This is a genomic window from Streptomyces sp. NPDC093252 (genome assembly GCF_040683675.1).
GTDB lineage: Bacteria > Actinomycetota > Actinomycetes > Streptomycetales > Streptomycetaceae > Streptomyces.
Genome location: NZ_JBFBEM010000007.1, coordinates 316,553 through 337,977, shown reverse-complemented (window position 1 = coordinate 337,977; position 21,425 = coordinate 316,553). Strand labels below are relative to the sequence as shown.

16 protein-coding genes and 1 riboswitch are annotated in these 21,425 nt (G+C 75.3%); of the genes, 9 read left to right on the top strand and 7 right to left on the bottom strand.

Going from position 1 to position 21,425, the window contains the following annotated elements; all coding sequences use genetic code 11:
- Nucleotides 1-84: 84 nt before the first annotated feature.
- A complete protein-coding gene (locus tag AB0O01_RS17265; protein WP_365314225.1) occupies nucleotides 85-702 on the bottom strand; it encodes a hypothetical protein in 618 nt (205 codons plus the stop codon).
- A 251-nt stretch (nucleotides 703-953) separates the two neighbouring features.
- On the opposite strand from AB0O01_RS17265, the gene AB0O01_RS17260 reads away from it, so the two are divergent.
- Nucleotides 954-1,418: a cyclic nucleotide-binding domain-containing protein gene (locus AB0O01_RS17260; protein ID WP_365314223.1), complete on the top strand. Its 465-nt coding sequence runs from the start codon at nucleotides 954-956 to the stop codon at nucleotides 1,416-1,418.
- A 611-nt stretch (nucleotides 1,419-2,029) separates the two neighbouring features.
- Nucleotides 2,030-2,740 carry a response regulator transcription factor gene (locus AB0O01_RS17255; RefSeq protein ID WP_365314221.1) on the top strand — a complete coding sequence of 237 codons (711 nt, stop codon included), beginning with the start codon at nucleotides 2,030-2,032 and terminating at the stop codon, nucleotides 2,738-2,740.
- 39 nt (nucleotides 2,741-2,779) lie between these two features.
- Here the strand turns inward: AB0O01_RS17255 and AB0O01_RS17250 are convergent, their stop codons facing one another.
- Nucleotides 2,780-4,021: a cytochrome P450 gene (locus tag AB0O01_RS17250; RefSeq protein ID WP_365314219.1), complete on the bottom strand. Its 1,242-nt coding sequence runs from the start codon at nucleotides 4,019-4,021 to the stop codon at nucleotides 2,780-2,782.
- Between the two features lie 511 nt (nucleotides 4,022-4,532).
- Between AB0O01_RS17250 and AB0O01_RS17245 the strand changes: the two genes are divergently transcribed.
- The 5 genes from AB0O01_RS17245 (at nucleotide 4,533) to metE (ending at nucleotide 11,588) form a co-directional block, all read left to right on the top strand.
- A complete protein-coding gene (locus AB0O01_RS17245; RefSeq protein ID WP_365314217.1) occupies nucleotides 4,533-5,789 on the top strand; it encodes a tryptophan dimethylallyltransferase family protein in 1,257 nt (418 codons plus the stop codon).
- A gap of 1 nt (nucleotide 5,790) precedes the next feature.
- Nucleotides 5,791-6,606 (top strand): methyltransferase domain-containing protein, encoded by an 816-nt coding sequence (locus AB0O01_RS17240; protein ID WP_365314215.1) that lies wholly within the window; start codon nucleotides 5,791-5,793, stop codon nucleotides 6,604-6,606.
- A 246-nt stretch (nucleotides 6,607-6,852) separates the two neighbouring features.
- Nucleotides 6,853-8,070: a type III polyketide synthase gene (locus AB0O01_RS17235; protein ID WP_365314213.1), complete on the top strand. Its 1,218-nt coding sequence runs from the start codon at nucleotides 6,853-6,855 to the stop codon at nucleotides 8,068-8,070.
- 166 nt (nucleotides 8,071-8,236) lie between these two features.
- Nucleotides 8,237-8,797: a cupin domain-containing protein gene (locus tag AB0O01_RS17230; protein WP_365314211.1), complete on the top strand. Its 561-nt coding sequence runs from the start codon at nucleotides 8,237-8,239 to the stop codon at nucleotides 8,795-8,797.
- Nucleotides 8,798-8,883: 86 nt separating this feature from the next.
- A riboswitch (cobalamin riboswitch) is annotated at nucleotides 8,884-9,107 on the top strand.
- 168 nt (nucleotides 9,108-9,275) lie between these two features.
- The gene (metE, locus tag AB0O01_RS17225) at nucleotides 9,276-11,588 is read left to right on the top strand and encodes a 5-methyltetrahydropteroyltriglutamate--homocysteine S-methyltransferase (RefSeq protein ID WP_365314209.1); all 2,313 of its coding nucleotides are present in this window, start codon (nucleotides 9,276-9,278) and stop codon (nucleotides 11,586-11,588) included.
- Between the two features lie 215 nt (nucleotides 11,589-11,803).
- Here metE and lysA read toward each other — a convergent pair whose 3' ends face one another.
- From lysA to AB0O01_RS17210, 3 genes are all read right to left on the bottom strand, one after another.
- Nucleotides 11,804-13,168 carry a diaminopimelate decarboxylase gene (gene lysA / locus AB0O01_RS17220; RefSeq protein WP_365314207.1) on the bottom strand — a complete coding sequence of 455 codons (1,365 nt, stop codon included), beginning with the start codon at nucleotides 13,166-13,168 and terminating at the stop codon, nucleotides 11,804-11,806.
- Between the two features lie 70 nt (nucleotides 13,169-13,238).
- Entirely contained in the window at nucleotides 13,239-13,640 is a 402-nt protein-coding gene (locus AB0O01_RS17215) for an SAV_915 family protein (RefSeq protein WP_365314205.1), read from the bottom strand.
- Between the two features lie 184 nt (nucleotides 13,641-13,824).
- A complete protein-coding gene (locus tag AB0O01_RS17210; protein WP_365314202.1) occupies nucleotides 13,825-14,817 on the bottom strand; it encodes an alpha/beta hydrolase in 993 nt (330 codons plus the stop codon).
- A 418-nt stretch (nucleotides 14,818-15,235) separates the two neighbouring features.
- On the opposite strand from AB0O01_RS17210, the gene AB0O01_RS17205 reads away from it, so the two are divergent.
- Nucleotides 15,236-16,204, top strand: coding sequence for a helix-turn-helix domain-containing protein (locus AB0O01_RS17205; RefSeq protein WP_365314200.1), 969 nt, complete (start codon nucleotides 15,236-15,238; stop codon nucleotides 16,202-16,204).
- Nucleotides 16,205-16,346: 142 nt separating this feature from the next.
- Complete coding sequence (locus tag AB0O01_RS17200) at nucleotides 16,347-19,526, top strand: AAA family ATPase (RefSeq protein WP_365314198.1); 3,180 nt, start codon at nucleotides 16,347-16,349, stop codon at nucleotides 19,524-19,526.
- Here the strand turns inward: AB0O01_RS17200 and AB0O01_RS17195 are convergent.
- Together AB0O01_RS17195 and AB0O01_RS17190 are read right to left on the bottom strand one after the other, a co-directional pair.
- Nucleotides 19,516-20,340, bottom strand: a complete 825-nt coding sequence (locus tag AB0O01_RS17195; RefSeq protein ID WP_365314415.1) for an alpha/beta hydrolase — start codon at nucleotides 20,338-20,340, stop codon at nucleotides 19,516-19,518. The genes AB0O01_RS17200 and AB0O01_RS17195 overlap by 11 nt on opposite strands.
- Nucleotides 20,341-20,492: 152 nt before the next feature.
- Nucleotides 20,493-21,368: an alpha/beta hydrolase gene (locus tag AB0O01_RS17190; RefSeq protein WP_365314196.1), complete on the bottom strand. Its 876-nt coding sequence runs from the start codon at nucleotides 21,366-21,368 to the stop codon at nucleotides 20,493-20,495.
- Between the last annotated feature and the right edge of the window lie 57 nt (nucleotides 21,369-21,425).

Sequence of the window (21,425 nt, the reverse complement as noted above, 5' to 3'; positions counted from 1 at the left end):
TGGGCTCCCCGGGGACGGTCCGCGAGGGGCCGAGGGTCCTCACCGGGGGCCACTCGGCCCCATGGGGCCCCTGAGCGGACGGGGTCAGCGCAGCCAGGGCAGGGCGCGGACCCCCGGCAGCCGGGCCCAGCGGGCGCCGAGACCGAGGACGGTCCCGGAGGGGAGGACGGCGAGGGCGATCAGGACGAGGGCGTAGACGAGGTGGTAGTCGGCGAAGGGGTTGCTGGACATGCTCGGCGAACCGTCGGTGAGCTGCCGGGCCGGGGGCCATTCGGCGAGCCACATCAGCGCCATCATCACGGTGCCGGCCAGCGCCGCGCACCGCAGTGCCACCCCGGCGACCAGCGCGACGCCGATACCGAGCAGGCCCGGCATGAACAGCCAGTCCGCCCAGGCGTCCCCGGCCCAGCCGTGGAAGGTCGACTCCAGCGGGCCCGCGCTCACCCCGCCGAGGAACCCGGCGGTCGGGGAGCCGCCGTCGAGCCAGCCCTTGCCGGAGGGGGTGGCGTAGCCGAGGCCGAAGGTCTTGTCGAGGAACGCCCAGAGGAAGACGAACCCGGTGATCAGGCGCAGCGCGGCGAGGGTGTACCCCTGCGCCGGGGAGAGGGCGGGGGAGAGGGCGGACGCGGGGGGCTGCGAGCCGGGGCGGGAGTGGGCGCGGTGCGGGTGCGACTGCTGGTGCTGGTGCTGGTGCACGGCCATGACGGTGTCCCTTCGGGAGGGCTGCGAGGTGTCGCCGCCCGACGCCCCACTGTCGTCCCGCCCGCCGCCGGGCCGCCGGATGCCGGACGGGCCCTCGTACCGGAGCCGGACGGCCCGCCCTCCGCGTGCCGAACGGCCCCTGCCCGCCCCGCCCCGCCGCGCGCACCCTGGAGACCACCGGGACGAGGACCGGCCCCCACGGCGGGCCGCCCCTCCCCGCCCCTCATCCCACCCCGCGTCGGGAGGCCACGATGACCGCCACCGCCACGACCGGCATGCTCCGCGCGCTCCGGGCCGATCACCGGCAGCGGCTGATGACCGCCGCCCGGGAGGTGTCCTTCCCCCAGGGCACCCGGCTCTTCGAGGAGGGCGGCCACGCCGACCGGTTCTGGCTCATCCGCACCGGCACCGTCGAACTCGATCTGCACGTCCCCGGCCGCCGGGCCGCCGTCATCGAGACCCTGCGCCACAACGAACTCGTCGGCTGGTCCTGGCTGTTCACCCCGCATGTCTGGCATCTGGGCGCGGAGGCCACCACCCCGGTGCGGGCGTACGAGTTCGACGCCACCGCCGTCCGCGCGATGTGCGACGAGGACGCCGTACTCGGCCGGGCGGTCGCCCGGTGGGTCGGCGATGTCCTGGCGCACCGGCTGCACGCGTCCCGCACCCGTCTCCTGGACCTGTACGGGCCCTATGGCGCCGGGCAGCGGGCCTGAACGAGGGACGGGAGGGGAGAGGACGGGAGGGGACGGGAGGGGACGGGAGGTACGGGAGGGGACGGGAGGTACGGAATCCCCTGGGCGGCCGGCGATGCCGTCCCCCTGCCGGACTCGGCCGTCCGGGTCGAAGTGCGCGAGCGCGGTCACCCCTGGCGGGCGGGTCCGGAACACCTCGCTCCGGGACACCTCGCTGATCCCGGTGGCGGCCCGCCCGATCCGGGCGGGGGTAGGGCGTCGTGGACGTGGATCCCCGGCCCTGACTCCACCCGGCGCCCCCTCGACCCCCACCCGGCGCCCCCTCGACGCCCGTCCTCCGCCTCCTCGACGCCCGTCCGGCGCCCCCTCGACGCCCGTCCGACGATCCCTCCCCCGCCGCCACCCCGCAGGCCCCGCAGCGGCCCTCACCGCCGCCCCCGCCCCGCCCCCGATGTCCCCCGGGCGGCCTCCGATACCCACCGGACCGCCCGAATGGGGCCGGTCGGCCCTGGTGCGTCCGGCCCCCGCGCGCGATCATCGGCAGTGCAGCCATGTGCCGGGCCGCGGCGCGGCCGGGTCACGGGGTGCCCGCAGCCCGCCGGCGACCGGGGAACGCCACACGAGGGGTCGTCATGCCCGACACACCTACCTTCACCGAGCAGCACCCGATCCGGGTGTTCCTGCTGGACGACCACGAGGTCGTACGACGGGGTCTGACCGATCTGCTGGACGCCGAACCGGACATCTCGGTGGTCGGCGACGCCGACAGCGTGGCCCACGCCCTGGCCCGGGGCCCGGCGCTGCGGCCCCATGTGGCGGTGCTGGACGTCCGGCTGCCGGACGGCGACGGCATCACCGTCTGCCGCGAGCTGCGCAGCCAGATGCCGGAGCTGGCCTGTCTGATGCTGACCTCGTTCGACGACGAGGACGCCCTGCTGGACGCGATCATGGCCGGGGCCTCCGGCTATGTCCTCAAGCAGATCAAGGGCTCGGACCTGATCTCGGCGGTCCGTACGGTGGCGTCCGGGCAGTCCATGCTGGACCCGGCGACCACCGCGCGGCTGATGCGCTCGCTGCGCGCGGACCCGGCGGAGAGTCCGGCCGTGGCGCCGGAGCTGGCCGGGCTCTCCCCGCGCGAGCGGGACATCCTCGCCCTGATCGGGGACGGGCTCACCAACCGGGAGATCGGCAAGAAGCTGTATCTCTCCGAGAAGACCGTCAAGAACCACATCTCCCGTCTGCTGGCCAAGCTGGGCGTCCAGCGCCGGGTGCAGGCGGCGGTACTGGCCTCGCAGCTCGACCAGCCGGGGACGTCGGGGACGGGAGAGCGGCCCTCCCGATGAGCAATGCCCCCGGCTGCTCCCGGTGATCCCCCCTCCCCCCTACCCCCCAGCCCGCCCAAGGTGCACCGGCAGTTTCTGGTGGCCGTTGCTGAGCATGGAGTCCAGGGGGGTCAGCCGCCCGGCGGGGACGGCGAGGCGCAGGGCGGGGTAGCGGCCGAAGAGCTGGCGGAGGAGTTCGGCGACCTCCAGCCGGGCCAGCGGAGCGCCCAGGCAGAAGTGCACCCCGTGGCCGAAGGCCAGGTGCTCCTTGTCGGGGCGGGTGACGTCGAAGATGTCGGCGTCGGGGCCGTGCCAGCCGGGGTGGCGGTTGGCGGCGCCGAGGGCCGGGAGGATCGCCTCGCCCTTGCGTATGGTCGGCCCGTCGGGGAGCGCGATGTCCCGGACGGCGAACCGCAGGGGCACCATCCGGATGGGCGGGGTGAGCCGCAGGGTCTCCTCGACCACGTCCGGCCAGTCGGCCTCGCCCGCGCGGATCCGGCCGAGGGCGCCGGGATGGGTGAGCAGCGCGGTGACGGCCTCGTCGATGACGTTGACCGTGGTCTCATATCCGGCGCTGATCATCAGGATCAGGGTGTCGCGCAGTTCGAGGTCGGTGAAGCCGCTGTCGGTCTCCTCGTCGCGGGTGGAGATGAGCAGGGAGGTCATGTCGGCGCCGGGCCGGGCGCGTTTGGCGGTGACGATCCGGTCGGCGAGGGCGAAGAGGCGTTCGTTGTTGGCGGCGGCCTCCTCCCGGGTGAGGGTGCTGTCGAAGACGCCGTCGACGACCTGCCGGAACTGCCGGCTCTCCTCCTCGGGGACGCCGAGGAGATGGCTGATCACGGCGATGGGCAGCGGGTAGGCGAGCCGTTCGCGCAGATCGACGGGGCCGTCACCGGCGGTGGCCGCGAGGTCGTCGATCAGATCGGAGACGATCCGGCTGACGACCGGGGCGAGGTCCGCCATCCGGCGGGCGCTGAACGCGGGGGCGATCATCCGGCGCAGCCTGCGGTGGTCGCCGCCGTACGCGGTGAACATGTTCCTGACGGCGATCCACAGGGCGAGGGGCCAGGTGGCGACGGTCTCGGGGTGGCGCGGCCAGTGGGCGCGGCCGTCCTTGGAGACATCCGGGCTGGTGAGCAGGTGCTTGAGCAGGGCGGGTTCGGCGACGGACCACGCGGTGACGCCGAGCAGGTCGACGCGGGTGGCGGCGGCGCCGGAGCGCAGGGTGCGGTACTCGGTCCACCAGTCGGTGCCGTGGGGGTCCAGGACGAGGGGGGAACTCTCGGGGGAACTCTCGGACATGGGGGGGGCTCCCTGGGTCGTTGGCCGGGCCGGAAGGACCGGCGGTTCGGACGAGCCGGAACGACTGACGGGGACTCTGCCCAGCGGCCCCGCGGCACAAGGGCCGTCGCGGGCGTTCCGGCCGGTTGGGACCGAAAGCGGACCCCTTCGGGCAAGAGCCGGACGCTCCGCCTCCGTTCCCTTTCACCGTGCACCGACGCGCTTCCCGTTCGTCCGCCCGCTCCCCCACCGGGCGCGAATACCGCGGCGCCGGGGCGGCGTCGAGCGGTATCGGACGGCCGTTTCCGTTCTGCCTCTTCGGGCGATTCCCATGGCCGCTCCGACGGTTTGAAGGGCGGGGTGCCCGAACTTCCCGGCTGGCTTGATTCGCGCTCTTGATCCCGGGGTGCCGACCCCCTTCCGGGGTCCGTCCTCCCCGGTCATACTCCCGGAACGCGGCAACCGGACCATCTGGTCCGGCGTGAATCGATCGCAGCACCGGCCCTCTTCCGGGCCGGGAGAGGTGGCTTCGGTGACCCTTGCGCAATTCCTCGACCAAGCGCCCGCCCCGGCGCTTTTCCACGCCTCAGAAAAAACGTTCACTCAGTTTCTCGCGGAGAAATGGGAAACCATCTTCCGCGCACTGGAACCGGCGGACGGAGAAGACGGGGAAGGCGAGCGAAAAGGGCTCCCGCCCGCCGGTGAGGACCGGGAGCGGGACATCCGGAACGCCGTCCGGACCACCCTGGGCGACCTCGCGGAGCTGCTGCGGCCGTGGGGGGACCGGCCGATCGGCCCGCGCTGCGTACCGCCGTCCTTCGTCTCGGCCGACGGCTTCCCCGCCGAACTCTCCGTGAGCTGGCGCGGCGCCCGCCCCGAGATCCGGGTGCTGTGCGAGTCACTGGGCCCGGACCCGACCCCGTACGGCTGCCAGGAGGCCGGGCGGCGGCTCACCCGGCGGCTGGCCCGGCGGCCCGGCACGGACATCGCCCGCTGTCTGAGCGTCGAGGAGCTGTTCCTCTCCCCCGCCCCCGAGCCCGGCCGCCCCACCGTCTGGCACTCGCTGGCCCGGCGCCCCGGTGAACGGCCCCGGTACAAGGTGTACTTCAACCCGCAGGTCCAGGGCCGCGACCGCGCCCCGGAAGTGGTGGCCGAGGCCATGCGGCGGCTCGGACTGGCCGCCGCCTGGGCGCCGGTCGGCCGCCGGGCCGGTGAACTGGCCCGGCGCGGGCACGAGCTGGAGTTCTTCGCCCTGGACCTGACCGGCCCGGACACGGCCCGGGTGAAGGTCTACTTCCGCCATCACACCCAGTCGATGGACGAGTTGGACACCGTGGCGGCCCTGGCCCGGCACCACGACCCGCGGCGGGCCGCCCGCGCACGGGCGGTGATCTACGGGCGGGACAGCGGGACCGTGCACAACGAGCCGATGACCTGCCTGGCCTTCCGGACACCCGCCCCCGGCCCCGCCACCGACCCCGCCACCTCCCCCGGCCCCGGTCCCGGCCCCGACCCCGGCCCCGGCCCCGACGAGGCCAATCTCTATCTGCGGCTGCCGGGCAACACCCTCACCGACACCGAGGCCACCGCCCGTATCTCCCGGCTGATGCGACTGGAGGGCGTCGACCCGGGCCCGTACGCCCGGATGGCGCGGCGACTGACGGCGGGGCTGCCGCCCGGTGCGGGTGGCCTCCAGGAACTGTGCAGTTTCCGGACCACCGGGGCGGGAGCACCCGCCGACCTCGGCGTCTATCTCCGGTTCGGCGTCTATGACACCCCGGGGGCCTGACATGCCGCCCGCACCGGACCCCGCGCGGACCCCGGCGCACGGCTCCGCCTCCTACGTGCACGGCTACACCCCCGGGGAGCAGCGACGGCTCATCGAACAGGGCGAGTTCTGGAAGCACCGGCTCATCCTGGACGGTACGGATCTGCCGCCCGGCACCCGGCTGCTCGACGTCGGCTGCGGCGCGGGCGCGGTCCTGGGCGTGCTGGGCGACGCCTTCCCCGGCGTCCAACTGCACGGGGTGGACATCGCCCCGGCGCAGATCGCCTTCGCCCGCTCCTATCTGGGCGCCCGGGGCACACCCGCCGCGCTCTGTGCGGCCGACGCGCGCCGGCTGCCGTTCCCGGACGCCTCCTTCGACCAGGTCTGGATGATGTGGACCCTGGAGCACCTGTCCGAGGACGGGGCGCTGCGGGCGCTCCGGGAGGCCCGGCGGGTCCTGGTGCCGGGCGGCGGGATCACCGTCGTCGAACTGGATTACGGCACCATCCGGGTGGCCCCGGCGACCCCCGCCGTCCGGGCCGCGCTCACCGCGATGGTGGCGGCCATGGGCGCCCACGGGCGGAGCGACGCGGGCACCCAGCTCTGGGGCTGGCTGGAGGAGACCGGCTTCTCGGGGATCCGTCCCGGCGAGCGGCTGTGCGCCTTCCGGGGTGCCGAGGCCCCACCGGTCGCCCACTACTTCGCCGACGCCCTGGAGGCCACCCTGCGCGAGGGGCCCGAAGACCTGGCCCTGCGCCGGGCCCTGACGGAGCTTCGGTCCCCGGGACCCGGCACCTGGCTGCGCTCGGTGATCCACAAGGCCGCCGCGACGGCGTGACCTCCCGGATCCCACCAGAACGCGCCCGGCCCGGTGGGCCCCCGGTTCACCCAGGTGCGGGTGGCGTGCCCCGGCGCGCACCCCGGCCCGGGGCCGGGCGCGTACGCCCTGCCCGGCCGCCTGTACACCCATCTCACGCTATCGGATGCGTTTAGTGTGCTTGTCGCATGTTCCAGGGATATGCCGGGCAAGGACCGGTCTGCCGAGACGGATCTCTGACGCGGTTCATCTCTGAAGGGGGAAACCATGCCTGTCCTGTGCCGCCCCGCGGTAGCCGTGCCCGAATACACGATCACCCATGAACAGACCCTGGGCCTGGCCCGCTCGCTGTACGCGGGGCATGAGCAACTGCCGCTCGCGCTGCGGCTGATCGGGAACACGGGGGTGCGCAAACGCCATATCGTCCAGCCGCTGGACCGCACCCTCAGGCATCCGGGGCTGGAGGCGCGCAACGACACCTACGAGGCGGAGGCCAAGGCACGGGTGCCCGATGTGGTGGAGCGGGCGCTCAAGCACGCCGGGCTGGGGCCCCGGGACATCGATGTGATCATCTATGTGTCCTGCACGGGCTTCATGATGCCCTCGCTGACCGCCTGGATGATCAACGCGCTGGGCTTTCGCAACGACTGCCGGCAGATCCCCATCGCCCAGCTCGGCTGCGCTGCGGGGGGCGCCGCCATCAACCGGGCGCACGACTTCTGCATGGCCCACCCGGGCTCCAACGCCCTCATCGTGGCCTGCGAGTTCTGCTCGCTGTGCTACCAGCCGACCGATCTGACGGTCGGCAACATGCTCTCCAACGGGCTGTTCGGGGACGCGGTGGCGGCGGCCGTGGTGCGCGGGATGGGGGGCACCGGTATCGAACTGGAGGCGAACGGCTCCTATCTGGTGCCGGACAGCGAGGACTGGATCGCCTACCGGGTGCGGCCCACGGGCTTCCACTTCATGCTCGACCGGCGGGTGCCCCGCACCATGGAGCAGCTCGCCCCGGCGCTGACCTCGCTGGCCGCCCAGTACCGGCGGGACGCCAGTGCGCAGAACTTCTATCTGATCCACGCGGGCGGGCCGCGCATCCTGGACGATCTGAGCCACTATCTCGCCGTGCCGCCGGAGATGTTCCGCTTCAGCCGGGCCACGCTCGCCGAGTACGGGAACATCGCGAGCGCGGTGGTGCTGGACGCGCTGCGCCGGCTGTTCGAGGAGGGCGGCTGCGCGCCGGGGGAGCTGGGGATGATCGCCGGGTTCGGGCCCGGTATCACCGCCGAGATCACCCTCGGCCGCTGGACCACCGACAGCCCCGAACCGGCTGCCGAGCAGGGCGCCGGTGCGGGGGTGCGCGCCGATCCGGCCACCGAGACCCCGCGCCCGGCGGGTGACGACGGCACCGGCCCGGTCCGGGTGCCCGCGCAGACCCCGGCACCCACGCCCGGCCCGGCGGCGGTGTCCACGGAGGGTCCGGTATGAGGACAGCCGTGGCCGTCCGGCCCGGGGCCGCGGCTGGGACAGGGATCGGGACCGGGATCGGGACCGGGACCGGGATCGGGACCGGAGCTGGGACCGGGTCCGGGTCCGGGCCAAGGTCAAGGCGGCCCAAGTCCAGGTTCGGGTTCGGGTTCGGGTTCGGCGCGCGGTGACGGGTGGTGGCGGGTCCGCCGGGCCGCTGATCCTGCCGCCCGGCCGGGGGCGGACCGTGGCGGTCGCCGCCCAGCGGGTCACCTTCAAGGTGACCGGCGAGCACTCCCGGGCCGCCTCCACCTTCGAGGTCGTCGTCCCGCCCGGCTTCGACGTGGGCGCCCACACCCACACCCACAGCGAGGAGTTGTTCTACGTCATCGAGGGCGAGCTGGAGGTGCTCGCCTTCGAGCCGCTGGTCCGGACCCCGGACCACTGGCGGGAGTGGGAGTCCGCCGCCGGGGAGCGGGCCGTGCGGGCGGGCCCCGGCACCCTGCTGTTCGTCCCGCCCGGCTGCCCGCACGCCTTCGCCAACTCCGGCCCCGAACCGGCCCGGGTGCTGTTCCAGGCCGCCCCGCCCCCGGCGCACGAGCGGTACTTCGAGGAACTCCTCGACATCCTCGCCGCCGGAGGAGAGATCGATCACTCCGCCATCGCCGCCCTGCGGCTGCGCTACGACGTCCAGCAACTCACCCCGCTGCGCTACGACCCGCCCGCCGCCCCGGTGGACACGGTCTAGGCGCGGCGTTCCCGCTCCCGTGCCGTGCCCGCTCCCCCGGGCACGGCACGGGTGGGACGTCATGTACGGGCGGGGCGCGAGCGGCTAAGGTGACCGGCGTTGCTGGTTCGCCCCGTCCGCCAGGCGGGAGCGTCGCAAGAGGGAACCCGGTGGGAATCCGGGACTGCCCCGCAGCGGTGAGTGGGAACGACCGCCGTCATACGCACTGGGTCCGGGAGAACGGGCCTGGGAAGCGACGGCCAGTAGGGGTCCTGACCTCGTCAGGACGCGCCCGCGAGTCCGAAGACCTGCCAGCGGCCCGTGCGCGAACCACTCGTGCGCGGATATCCCGGTGACCCTCGCGGGCGGGTCGGCGAACAGAGTCAGGCGGACCACCGCGCACCGCAGTCGCGCGGGCCGGGCCGCCCGGTTCCGTCTCCCTTCGCGCCCTCGTCCCGTCGCCGGGATCTCAGGGATTCATCTCGCGAAGGAGATCTCCGTGACAGCCAAGTCCGCAGCCGCGGCAGCACGGGCCACCGTGTACGGCTACCCCCGCCAGGGCCCCCACCGGGAACTGAAGAACGCCGTCGAAGGCTACTGGAAGGGCCGCGTCACCGCCGACGCCCTCCGGGACACCGCCGCCGGACTCCGCCGCAGCAACTGGCGGCAACTCGCCGACGCCGGGATCGACGAGGTCCCCACCGGCGACTTCTCCTACTACGACCACGTCCTCGACACCACCGTCCTGCTCGGCGCGATCCCCGCCCGCCACCGGACCGCCGTCGCGGCCGACCCCCTGGACGGCTACTTCGCCATGGCCCGCGGCACCCAGGATGTCGCGCCGCTGGAGATGACCAAGTGGTTCGACACCAACTACCACTACCTCGTCCCCGAACTGGGCCCGGACACCGCCTTCACCGCCGACCCCGCCAAGCAGGTCACCGAGCTGACGGAAGCCCTCGCCCTGGGCCTCACCCCCCGCCCGGTACTGGTCGGCCCGGTCACCTACCTCCTCCTCGCCAAGCCCGCGCCCGGCGTACCCGCCGACTTCGACCCCCTGACCCTCCTGGACCGGCTCCTGCCCGTGTACGCCGAGATCCTCGCCGACCTCCGCGCGGCCGGCGCCGACTGGGTCCAGCTCGACGAACCCGCCCTCGCCGCGGACCGCACCCCGGCCGAACTCAACGCCGCCGAACGCGCCTACCGGGACCTCGGCACCCGCACCGACCGCCCGAAGCTGCTGGTCGCCTCCTACTTCGACCGCCTCGGCGACGCCCTGCCCGTCCTGGCGAAGGCCCCCGTCGACGGACTGGCCCTGGACTTCACCGACGCCGCCGCGGCCAACCTCGACGCGCTCGCCGCCGCCGGCGGACTGCCCGGCAAGCGCCTGGTCGCCGGAGTCGTCAACGGCCGCAACATCTGGATCAACGACCTCCAGAAGTCACTGTCCACCCTGGGCACCCTCCTCGGCCTCGCCGACCGGGTCGACATCGCCGCCTCCTGCTCCCTCCTGCACGTCCCCCTCGACGCCTCGGCCGAACGGGACATCGCACCCCAGATCAGGCGCTGGCTGGCCTTCGCACAGCAGAAGACCGCCGAGATCGTCACCCTCGCCAAGGGCCTCACCCAGGGCACGGACGCCATCACGGCGGAACTCGCCGCCAACCGCGCCGACCTCGCCTCACGCGCGACCTCGCCGATCACCCACGACCCGGCCGTACGCGACCGGGCCGCCGCCGTCACCGACGCCGACACCCACCGCTCCCTCCCCTACGCCGACCGGACCACCGCCCAGCGCACCCGCCTCGGGCTGCCCCTCCTGCCGACCACCACCATCGGCTCCTTCCCCCAGACCACCGCCCTGCGCACCGCCCGCGCCGACCTGCGCACCGGCCGCATCGACACCGCCGGGTACGAGGAGCGCATCAGGACCGAGATCCGGGACGTCATCTCCTTCCAGGAGAAGGCGGGCCTGGACGTCCTGGTGCACGGCGAGCCCGAACGCAACGACATGGTCCAGTACTTCGCCGAACAGCTCACCGGCTACCTCGCCACCCGCCACGGCTGGGTCCAGTCCTACGGCACCCGGTACGTCCGCCCGCCGGTCCTCGCCGGGGACATCTCCCGCCCCGCACCCATGACCGTCCGCTGGACGACCTACGCCCAGTCACTCACCGACCGCCCCGTCAAGGGCATGCTCACCGGCCCGGTCACCATGCTCGCCTGGTCCTTCGTCCGCGACGACCAGCCCCTCGGCGACACCGCCCGCCAGGTCGCCCTCGCCCTGCGCGACGAGGTGAGCGATCTGGAGGCGGCGGGCACGGCGGTCATCCAGGTCGACGAGCCCGCCCTGCGCGAGACCCTGCCCCTGCGCGCCGCCGACCACCCCGCCTACCTCGCCTGGGCGACGGAGGCGTTCCGCCTGACTACGGCCGTGGTCCGCCCGGACACCCAGATCCACACCCACATGTGCTACGCCGAGTTCGGCGACATCGTCCAGGCCATCGACGACCTCGACGCCGACGTCATCTCCCTCGAAGCGGCCCGCTCCCACATGCAGGTGGCCCGCGAACTCGCCGCCCACGGCTACCCCCGCGAGGCGGGCCCCGGCGTCTACGACATCCACTCCCCCCGCGTCCCCGGCCCCGAAGAGGCGGCGGCCCTCCTGCGCACCGGGCTCAAGGCCATCCCGGCCACCCGCCTCTGGGTCAACCCCGACTGCGGCCTGAAAACCCGAGGCTGGCCGGAAACCCAGGCGGCCCTGGAGAACCTGGTAACAGCAGCCCGCACCCTCCGCGAGGAACTCGCCTGACCGGCGCGCAGCAAGAGAGCGCGGGTCGGAGGGAAACAGCCAACAACTGATCCATCCCCCAGGGGGCGCGGGGAACTGCGTCCCCAGCCCCCACCAACCCGCACCCGCCCGGGAGCCCCCCGGGCGGGCCACCAGACGCAACCCACACCCCCAACCCCAACACCCCCCAGGGGCGCGGGGAACTGCGCAACCAACCCCCACCACCCCCACCCCCTTCACAACCCCACATCCCGCACCCACATATCCCCCACCGACTCCCTCCGCACCAGCACCCGCGCCCGCCCGTCCCTCACCGCGACCACCGGTGGACGGCCGACCATGTTGTACCCGGACGCCATCGACAGGTGATACGCCCCCGCGACCGGCACGGCGAGGAGATCGCCGGGGCGGATGTCCCCGGGGAGTTCGATGTCCGCGGCGAGGACATCGCCCGCCTCGCAGTGCCGGCCCACCACCGTGACCGGCACCGCCGCACCCCCCGCCCGGCCGATCAGCCGGGGCGCGTACCGCACCCCGTACAGCGCCGGACGCGGGTTGTCGCTCATGCCGCCGTCGACGGCGACGTAGGTGTGCGAGCCGGTGTGCTTGACGGCGACGACGTGGTAGAGCGCGATGCCGGCGGGGCCCGCGATGGCCCGGCCGGGTTCGATGATCAGGCGGGGTACGGGCAGACCGGCGGCCGTGCACGCCCCGGTGAGTTCGGCGCGCACCCGGCGGGCGAGGGCGGTGAGGTCGAGGGCGGGCTCGCCGGGGCGGTAGGCGATGCCGTGGCCGCCGCCGAGGTCGAGTTCGGGCAGGGTGACCCCGTGCTGGCGGTGGAGGGCGGCCATCAGCCCGACGAGCCTGCGCACGGCGGCCAGATAGGGCTTGACGCCGGTGATCTGGGAGCCGAGATGGCAGTGCAGCCCGGTCAGTTCCAGTTGGGGCTGGTCCAGGATGCGGGCGATGGCGTGCTGGGCGTAGCCGTCGGAGATCGAGAGGCCGAACTTCTGGTCCTCGGTGCCGGTGCGGATCTTCTCGTGGCCGCCCGCCGAGATCCCGGGCACCACCCGGACCATGACCCTCTGATGCCCGTCGGGCCCGACGGCCGCGGCGAGCCGGGCGATCTCGGAGGGGCTGTCGATGACGATCCGGCCGACGCCGAGGCGCAGGGCGCTCTCCAGGTCGCGGGGTGTCTTGGCGTTGCCGTGCAGCACGATCCGGTCGGCGGGGAAACCGGTGGTGACGGCCAGCTCCAGTTCCCCGGCGGAGCAGACATCGAGGCCGAGGCCCTCGTCCGCGACCCAGTGGACCATGGCCCGGCACAGGAACGCCTTGGCGGCGTAGAGAATTTCGGTGTCCGGGAAGGCGTGGGTGTAGGTGCGGCAGCGGTCGCGGACCTCGGCCTCGTCCAGGACGTAGACGGGGGTGCCGAAGCGGTCGGCGATCTCGGTCAGTCCGACCCCGCCGACGGTGACCTCGCCGGGCCGGGGCTCGGTGGTGGCGGCGGGCCAGACGGAACGGGCGGCCGGGCCGGGGGCGGTGGCGGTGTCCGGGGCCGGGGCGGTGGCGGGGGCGGTGGTGTCGTGGAGGGTGGTCATGGCGCGGCGGGCCTCCTCTGTGGTGCCGGGCGGGGGGAGGGAGGGAGCGGGGGCGGGGTCCTCGGGCGCGTCAGTCGATCCAGAGGGCGAGCGCGGAGACGAGGGCGGCGGCGCCGGTGAGCCGCAGGGCGGTGCGGGCGCCTGCGGGGCGGGGCGCGGGGGCGGCCGGGCGGGGCGCCGGGTGCGGGGCGGGGGCGGAGAGCTGGGGGTCGACGGTGAGGGCCGTGACCCCCAGCGGTGCGGTGAGGGCGCGCAGCGCGGGTTCGGCGAGCCGGATCCACGGCTGTCCGACGCCCAGGGTGGCGGTCAGCCGCCGCTCGGAGGTGAAGGCGACGGCGGTGCGCTCGCCCAGCGGGGTGCGGAAGAGCCGGGCCGCGCACCCGGACGGTCCCGGCCGGACCGGTACGTACAGGGGTCCGGCCGGGAACCGTTCACAGGGCTCGGGGTCGTCCGCGCACAGGATGTCTGCCATGGGTGCCTCCTGGAGGCCGTGCTCGGGTCGGGCGGGGCGTCGTGGGCCCCGAACGCGGGGAGGCGGTCGGGGCTCATCGATGACGCTATGCCCGGTATCCCCGGGAACGGGGGGTGTCCTGACGGGACGCTGACGGCCGGGGGCGGTACGCATACGGATCACTGACGCGGGCGGCGGGGCGCGGTCAGGCGGGGGTGTGCAGGGCGGTGTAGAGGGTGTCCATGATCTGGGTGCGGGCGGCGCGGGCGGCGGGGGTGCGGCGCAGGGCGTCGAAGAGGACGAAGCCGTGCACGGTGCCGTGGTAGCGGACGGAGACCACCGGTACCCCGGCGGCGCGCAGCAGGGCCGCGTACGTCTCCCCCTCGTCGCGCAGGATGTCCGCCTCGGCGGTCAGCACCAGCGCCGGGGGCAGGCCCGTGAGGTCGGCGGGGTCGGCGCGCAGCGGGGCGGCGGTGGGGTCGGCGCGCCGGGCGGGGTCGGGGACGTACTGGTCCCAGTAGCTGCGCATGGCCGCCCGGGACAGGAAGGGGCCGTCGGCGAAGCGGTGGGCGGAGGGGGTGGCGAGCGCGGCGTCGGTCACCGGGCAGACCAGGATCTGGTGGACCGGCTGTCGGTCGCCGTGGCGGCGGGCGAGCAGGGTGAGCGCGGCGGCGAGATTGGCCCCGGCCGACACCCCGACGACGGCGATCCGGGTGCCGTCGAGCCCGTGCCGGGCCCCGTCCCGGGCCAGCCAGCGCAGCACGGCGTGGCACTGCCGCACGGCCACCGGGTGGCGGGCCCCGGGGGGACGGTCGTAGTCGGGTACGACGACGGCGGCGTCGGCGCCGAGCACCAGGTCGCGCAGCAGGCCCCAGTGGGCGTCGGCGTCGGACAGCAGCCAGCCGAGGCCGTGCAGGAACAGCACGACGGGCAGCGGCTCACCGCCGCTGTCCACGGGGCGCAGTACCCGTACGCGGAGCGGGGGCCGGGCCGGGGCGGGCGGGACGAGCCACTCCTCGTCGATGTCGGCGTCGTGTCCGCAGCGGTCCAGGAGCGGGGCGAGGGCCCGCCGGGCGGGCTCGGGGTCGGTGCCGGGCGGAACGGCGGGGCAGGTGTGGGACGCGGCGAACCGGCGGGCCGCGGGCTCCAGCACCACGGGAACCGGGCGGGGTTCGGGGACGTCGTCGGCGTGCGGCATGGCGGCTCCGTCACAGGGGCGGCCTGGGCCGCAGGGAGAAGGCCCTGCCGACCCTAGGAGGGGCCCCGCCGGACGCTGTGCCGCAGCGTGTACGGGGGATGGTCCTTGCGCGCACGGGCGGGCCGGTCACCATGCCCGTGAACGACACCTTCGTGGTGGATGGACCTTGGACGCTCGGGCGGGCCCGCCACCACGCCGTGAACGCCACCTTCGTGACGGATGGACCTCGCGCGCACGGGCCGGCCCGCCACCACGCCCGCGACCGACGCCCGCGTCACGGATGGTCCCTTGAGCGTTCGGGCGGCGGCCGGTCCGTTCGTACCGTCATCTGACGTACCGGTGCGGCTGCCCGGGATGTCCACACTGGGCGGATGCCGGACGGTTCTTCGCGTCCGGGGCGGGACGAGGAGTGGTGGGCATGCGTCACATGGTCAGTACGGCGGACGTGCCGGAGCCGAGCCGGGCGGCGGTGTGGCGGGGCGCGGTGCGCCGCTGGCTGGCGCCGGTGGAGGTGACGCCGGGGCGGGAGCGGCCGTTCGCGGGGCGGCTCGGGGTGGTGGACCTCGGCTATGTACGGGTGCTGTCGATGGAGGCCGATCCGATGCGGCTGACCCGCAGCGCCCCGCTGGTCGCCGCCGGGCCCGGCCGTCGGCTCGCACTGCTGGCCCAGGTCGGCGGGGCGAGCGCGGTGCGCCAGGACGGGCGGGGCGCGCTGGTCGGGCCGGGCCATCTGGCGCTGCTGGATCTGCGGCGGCCGTTCGTGGTCGAGCAGCGGCAGCCGTCGTCGGTCCGGTGGGTCCGGCTGCCGCAGCAGGCGCTGGGCACGTCGGACACCCGGACCGGCGCGGTCACGGGGCGGGCCATCCCCGGGGAGGCGGGGGTGGCGGCGGTGCTGGCGCTGTTCACCGGGGGGCTGGCGGCGGCGGACGGCGGCGGGGCGGGTCCGGCGGAGGTCGGGGAGCGGCTCGGCGGGACGGTGGCCGATCTGGTGGCGACGCTGATCGACGAGGTGGCGCGGGCCGAGGGCGCCTGGGACGGCCGGACCGGCCCGGAGCACACGGTGGCCGCGGTGCGCCGGTACATCGACGCCCAGGTGCGCGACGCCGATCTCGACCCCGCGCGGATCGCGCGGGCGCACGGCATCTCGGTGCGCTATCTGCACCGGCTCTTCCAGGACGAGGACATCACCGTACGGCGGCTGATCCAGCAGCGGCGGGTGGAGGGGTGCGCGCGCGAACTGGCCCGCCGGGGCCGGGCGGTGGCCACGATCTCCGCGGTCGCCCAGAGCTGGGGTTTCCGCAGCCCGGCGCATTTCTGCCGGGCGTTCAAGGGGGTGTACGGGCAGACGCCGCGCGCCTGGGTGCGCACGGTGAACGGCGGAGGGTGAGCGGACGGCCCACCTCTGCGCCCTGGGGCCAGACCTGTGCACGCAGGGGCCGGACCGCTCCCGCCGCCCGCACGAGGATGGGGGAGGAATCCCTGACGGGTCGGCACAGTGCGTCACACGGTGGGCAGGGGGCGCGCGGGCGATGGGCAAGGGCGTCGAGCTGATGGGGCGGCGGCCGGAGACCGCGCTGCTGGAGCAGGTGCTGGCGGACGCGGCGGCGGGGCCCGGCGGAGGGTCGGCGACGCTGCTGCGGGGCGAGGCCGGGATCGGCAAGAGCGCGCTGCTGGAGTGGACCGCGCGGCGGGCCCGGGAGCGGGGCTTCTCGGTGCTGCGAGCGGTCGGCACCCAGGCCGAACAGGGCGTTGCCTTCGGTGCCCTGCACCGGGTGCTGGCTCCGCTGGCCCCGCACACCGACGCGCTGCCGGTCCGCCAGCGGGCGGCGCTCGGCCTCGCGCGGACCCCGCCGGACCCGGCTGCTGCGGCGGGTCCCGGGGGCGGACTCCTGGTGGGCGGGGCGGCGTTGTCGCTGCTGGCCGAGGCGACCCGGGTCCGGCCGCTGCTGGTGCTGGTGGACGATGTGCAGTGGGTGGATCCCTCCAGCGCGGCCGTGTTCGCCTTTCTGCACCGGCGGATCGGCGAACTCCCGCTGGCGATGGTCGGGGCGGGCCGCCCGGACGGCACCACCGCCGACAGCCGTACCGTCCCGGTCGGGGCGCTGGCCCGGCCGGACGCGGCCCGGCTGCTGCGGCGCCGCCATCCGGGACTGGCCGCGCCCACGGCGGAGCGCGTCCTGCGGGAGGCGGCGGGCAATCCGCTGGCCCTGGTCGAACTCCCCAACCGTCTGGCCCCCGCCCAGATGGCCGGCACGGAACCCCTGCCCGAGGACCGGCTCCCGCTCGGCGGCCCCCTGGAACGCCTCTTCACCCGCCGCCTCGACGCCCTGCCCCCGGCGTCCCACCGCCTGCTCCTCCTGGCCGCCCTCGGCGGCGACGCCGCGTCCTGGCACCTGGGCGAATGGCTCCGCGGAACACCGGCGACACCGGCGACACCGGGGGGCGCGGGCGGGGACGGGGCTGGTGGGGCGAACCCGAGAGCGGGCCGGGGGACCGCGGCAGCGGGCGAGGGGACTGCGGCAGCGGGCGAGGTGGGGGCGGGCACGACGACCGCCGCAGCGGGCGAGACGGGGCCGGACACAACAACCCCCGCAGCGGGCGAAACGGACACGGACACAACAACCCCCGCGATGGACGGACCGGAAACAGGCACGGCGACCGGCTTCCCGGGCGGGCTGGCGGCGGGCACGACTGCCCCCGCGCCGCGCGACCCGGCCGTGGGGGTCCTGCCGGGCGCCTCCGGGGCGGGCCCGGCCACCGGCGCTCCCGCCCCGCCCGGCGCGGGTGTGGCCGTCGCCTTTCCGGGCGCATCGGCGGCGGGCTCACCCGGCGGGTCCGGCAGGGTGCGTGCCGAAGCCGTGCTGGACGCCATCGAGGACGCCGGGGTCGCGCGGCTGGACTCCTCGGGGCGGCTGGTGTTCCGGCATCCGCTGGTGCGCAGCGCCGTCATCGAGCGGGCCACGGCCGAGGAGCGGCGTGCCGCGCACCGGGAACTGGCCGCCGCGCTCCCCCCGGCCGATCCGCGGCGCCCGACCCACGAGGCCGCCGCAGCGGACGGACCCGACGAGGCCCTCGCGGCCCGGCTCCAGTCGGCCGGTGACCGGCTGGCCCGGCGCGGCGGTGACGCCGAGGCCGCGCTGCTGCTGCACCGCGCCGCCGCGCTGAGCACCGGCCCCGGCGCCCGTGCCCGCCGCCTCGCCCGCGCCGCCGTGGCGTCGGCCCGGGGCGGACGGCTGCCGTGCGCGGCCGGCATGGTCGAGGAACTGCGCCGCCTCCCCGTCCCTGCGGACGCCGCCCCGCTGGTCGCCTATGCGACGGTGTACGTCGACCAGAGCCATCACGTGGACTTCGAGTCGTCGTTCACCCTGCTCCCGGCGGCGCTGGACACCCTCACCCGGTCCGGCGCCCCCGGTGGTCTCGCCGAGCAGGTCTATTTCAAGCTGCTGCTGGCCACCGCCTACACCAACGACCCCCGGGGCGTGCGCGCGCTGGAGCGGTACGCGGAGCGGATGTCCCCGACGGCCCGGCTGTGCTGGCGGGCGTGGGCCGACCCGGCGCGGACCGCCCACGGCGTCACGGCGGAACTGTCCGAGGCGCTCGCCCGGACCGGCGGGGACGAGCACGGCGGAGCCGCCTGGCTGCTGCTGTGGGCGGCGCTGGCCGTGGACCGCGCGGACGCGGTCCCGTGGCGCCGGTTCGCCGGACAGCACACGTACGCCACCCAGGGCACGATCGCCAAGGCCCGCTGCTACCAGGACTTTCTGCGCGGGCGCTGGGACCAGGCGGAGGTCTGCCCGCGCGAGGCACACGCCGCCGAGGCGCTCGGCTACCACGGCAACGCCCTGCTCTTCCGCCTCTACCACGCCCACTATCTGGCCGGGCGCGGTGACGAGGAGGGGCTGCGGGAGGCGGAGCGGGCGGTGCGGCCGGTGGCGGAGCGGGCGCGGATGACGTTCGTGACGGACCGGCTGACCCATCTGCGGGCGCTGGCCGCGCTGGCGCACGAGCGGTACGAGGAGGCGTACGGCACGCTGGCCGGGCTCACCCCGCCGGGGGTGCTGCCGGCCGGGCTGGCCTGGTTCCATCTGCCGTTCTTCGACTTCGTGGTGGCGGCCACCCGCACCGGGCGGCACGCCGAGGCCCGCGCGCATCTCGCCGCCGCCCGCGCGGCCCGGATGGCGGAACTGTCCCCGCATCACGCGTTCCTGCTGGCCGCCGCGACCGCCGTGGCGGAGACGGACGCGCCCGACGACGCCCTGTACCGGGCGGCGTACGCGGTGCCCGGCGCCGGGGAGTGGGTGTTCGGCGCGGCCCGGCTGCGGCTCGCGCACGGTACCTGGCTGCGGCGGCGGCAGCGGCCCGGGGCGCGGGAGGCGCTGGGCCAGGCGCACCGGGCGTTCCGGGCGCTGCGCGCCACGCCCTGGGCGCTGCGGGCGGCGGCCGAACTGCGGGCCGCGGGGCACCCGGTGGCGGCCGGGGCGGCGGCGGGCGGCGGGGTGCGGGAGCGGCTGACCGCGCAGGAACTGCGGATCGCCGAGCTGGCCGCGGACGGGCTGACCAACAAGGACATCGGCGACCGGCTGCGGGTCTCCCCGCGCACGGTCGCCGACCATCTCTACAAGGCGTTCCCCAAGCTGGGCATCACGTCCCGGGCGGCGCTCACCCGCGCGCTGGCGGAGGCGGGCGCCCCGCGGGGGGTCAGGACGTGAAGCGGCGGACGAACGCCAGCGCCGTCCCGGCGACCTCGCGCCAGCCGCTGTCGATCGTCAGGGCGTGGCCCCGCCCGGCCATCTCGGTGATCTCGGTGACGGCGTGCTCGTTGCGGGCCTGCTTCTTGTAGGAGGCGTGGGCGATGGCCCAGGGGACGGTGTGGTCCTTCTCGCCGGAGAGGATGAGCAGCGGGCCGCGTCCGGCGGCGAGGGTGTCGACCTTGACCTCGGTCCAGGGGTTGATGTTGGCGACGGCGGCCTGGAAGAGGGGCTCGCCGGGCGCGGGCACGGCGAAGGTCTCGTACAGCTCCTTGGCCTCGTCCTCGCCGACCGCGTTGGCGAAGGAGTAGCGGAACTGGTCGTAGGTCAGCGGGACGGCGCGGTGGAAGTTGGCCGGGTTGCCGAGGACGGGCCGGGCGGCGCGCAGGGAGGACACGGGCAGCGGGAGGACCCCGCGGAAGGGGGCCGGGTCGATGGCGACGGAGGCGGCGGACAGTCCGCGTCCGGCGAGCATCTGGGTGATCAGCCCGCCGAAGGAGTGGCCGACGACGACGGGCCTGCGGGCCAGACGGCCGATCAGGTCGGCGAAGTGGTCGGCGACCTGGCCGACGCTCTTCCCGGCGAACACCTCCGGGTGGGCGTGCGCCTCGGCGACCGTTCCGGGGTCGTCGGGCCAGCCCGGGGTGAGGGGGGCGTACCCGGCCTCGGCGAAGACCGCCGCCCAGCGGTCCCAACTGCTGGGCAGCAGCCAGAGGCCGTGCACGAAGACGACGGGGGTGCGGTCACCGGCGTTGATCCGGTCGATCTCCTCCAGGACGTGGGCGTGGGCGCTGAGGCCGTGTGCGCTGAGGCCGTGGGCGTTGGGGTCGTGGACGCCGGGGGCATGGGCGTGGGGGTCGTGGGTGTGGGGGTCGTGGGCTGTGGACACGGGGGGTTCCTCCGGGGGTGCGGATGTGCGCGGGGCGTTCAGCGTGCTGCGACCGTGCGGGCCGCCGCCCGGATGAGGGCGGTGACCTCCTGGGGGCGGCCGTACGGGGCGAGATGCGAGGCCGCCGCCTCGACCGTGCGGGAGCGGGCGCGTCGGGCCTGGAACCGCTGGAGTTCGGGCGGGACGCCCCGGTCGCGGGTGGCGACGAGGGTCCAGGACGGCACGGTCCGCCAGGCCGCCGCGCTCACCCGGTCGGAGAACGCGCTCGCCGACAGGGGGCGCTGGAGGGCGGCGAGCAGCCTCGTCGTGGCCCGGGGGACATCGGCGGCGAAGACGTCGTGGAAGCGGTCGGCGTCGAGGTAGAGATCGGTGCCCGGGGTGCCGTCGGGGCCGGTCGTGGGTTCGGGGCGCAGCGCGGGGATCAGCTCCGAGCCGGGGAAGCGACCGGCGAGTTCGCCGAGGACCTCGCCCCGGTCGGGCATGAACGCGGCGATGTAGACGAGTGCCTCGACGTTCGGCGCGCCGGCCGCGGCCTCGGTGATCACGGCACCGCCGTAGGAGTGCCCGGCGAGCACCACAGGACCGGGGACGGCGGCGAGGACGCTCCTGAGGTGGGCGGCATCGGTGGCGAGGCCGCGCAGCGGGTTGGCGGCCACGCGCAGCGGATACCCGGCACCGCGGAGCCGTTCGACGACCGGCGTCCAGCTCCCGCCGTCGGCGAACGCCCCGTGCACCAGCACGACGGTGGGAGCGGGACGCCGGTCGGTGCCGCCCTCCGGACCGGTTCCCGCCGCCCGCGCCGCGGCGTGGGCCGGGGCCGTGCCCAGTCCCGCCGTCGCGGCGACGGCGGCACCCGCCGCCATGACCTCTCTCCGGCCGACCCGTCTGCGGTCGGTCCGCTGCTCCGCGCCCATGGGCTGGGCCCCTTCCCTCGGTGGTGTGCCGCCCGCACGGTAGGACGGGCCCCGCGG

What these genes read in the sequence shown, in the direction of transcription:
- AB0O01_RS17265 (WP_365314225.1), bottom strand. Translation starts at nt 702, where the DNA reads ATGGCCGTGCACCAGCACCAGCACCAGCAGTCGCACCCGCACCGCGCC.
- AB0O01_RS17260 (WP_365314223.1), top strand. Translation starts at nt 954, where the DNA reads ATGACCGCCACCGCCACGACCGGCATGCTCCGCGCGCTCCGGGCCGAT.
- AB0O01_RS17255 (WP_365314221.1), top strand. Translation starts at nt 2,030, where the DNA reads ATGCCCGACACACCTACCTTCACCGAGCAGCACCCGATCCGGGTGTTC.
- AB0O01_RS17250 (WP_365314219.1), bottom strand. Translation starts at nt 4,021, where the DNA reads ATGTCCGAGAGTTCCCCCGAGAGTTCCCCCCTCGTCCTGGACCCCCAC.
- AB0O01_RS17240 (WP_365314215.1), top strand. Translation starts at nt 5,791, where the DNA reads ATGCCGCCCGCACCGGACCCCGCGCGGACCCCGGCGCACGGCTCCGCC.
- AB0O01_RS17235 (WP_365314213.1), top strand. Translation starts at nt 6,853, where the DNA reads ATGCCTGTCCTGTGCCGCCCCGCGGTAGCCGTGCCCGAATACACGATC.
- lysA (WP_365314207.1), bottom strand. Translation starts at nt 13,168, where the DNA reads ATGACCACCCTCCACGACACCACCGCCCCCGCCACCGCCCCGGCCCCG.
- AB0O01_RS17215 (WP_365314205.1), bottom strand. Translation starts at nt 13,640, where the DNA reads ATGGCAGACATCCTGTGCGCGGACGACCCCGAGCCCTGTGAACGGTTC.
- AB0O01_RS17210 (WP_365314202.1), bottom strand. Translation starts at nt 14,817, where the DNA reads ATGCCGCACGCCGACGACGTCCCCGAACCCCGCCCGGTTCCCGTGGTG.
- AB0O01_RS17205 (WP_365314200.1), top strand. Translation starts at nt 15,236, where the DNA reads ATGCGTCACATGGTCAGTACGGCGGACGTGCCGGAGCCGAGCCGGGCG.
- AB0O01_RS17200 (WP_365314198.1), top strand. Translation starts at nt 16,347, where the DNA reads ATGGGCAAGGGCGTCGAGCTGATGGGGCGGCGGCCGGAGACCGCGCTG.
- AB0O01_RS17190 (WP_365314196.1), bottom strand. Translation starts at nt 21,368, where the DNA reads ATGGGCGCGGAGCAGCGGACCGACCGCAGACGGGTCGGCCGGAGAGAG.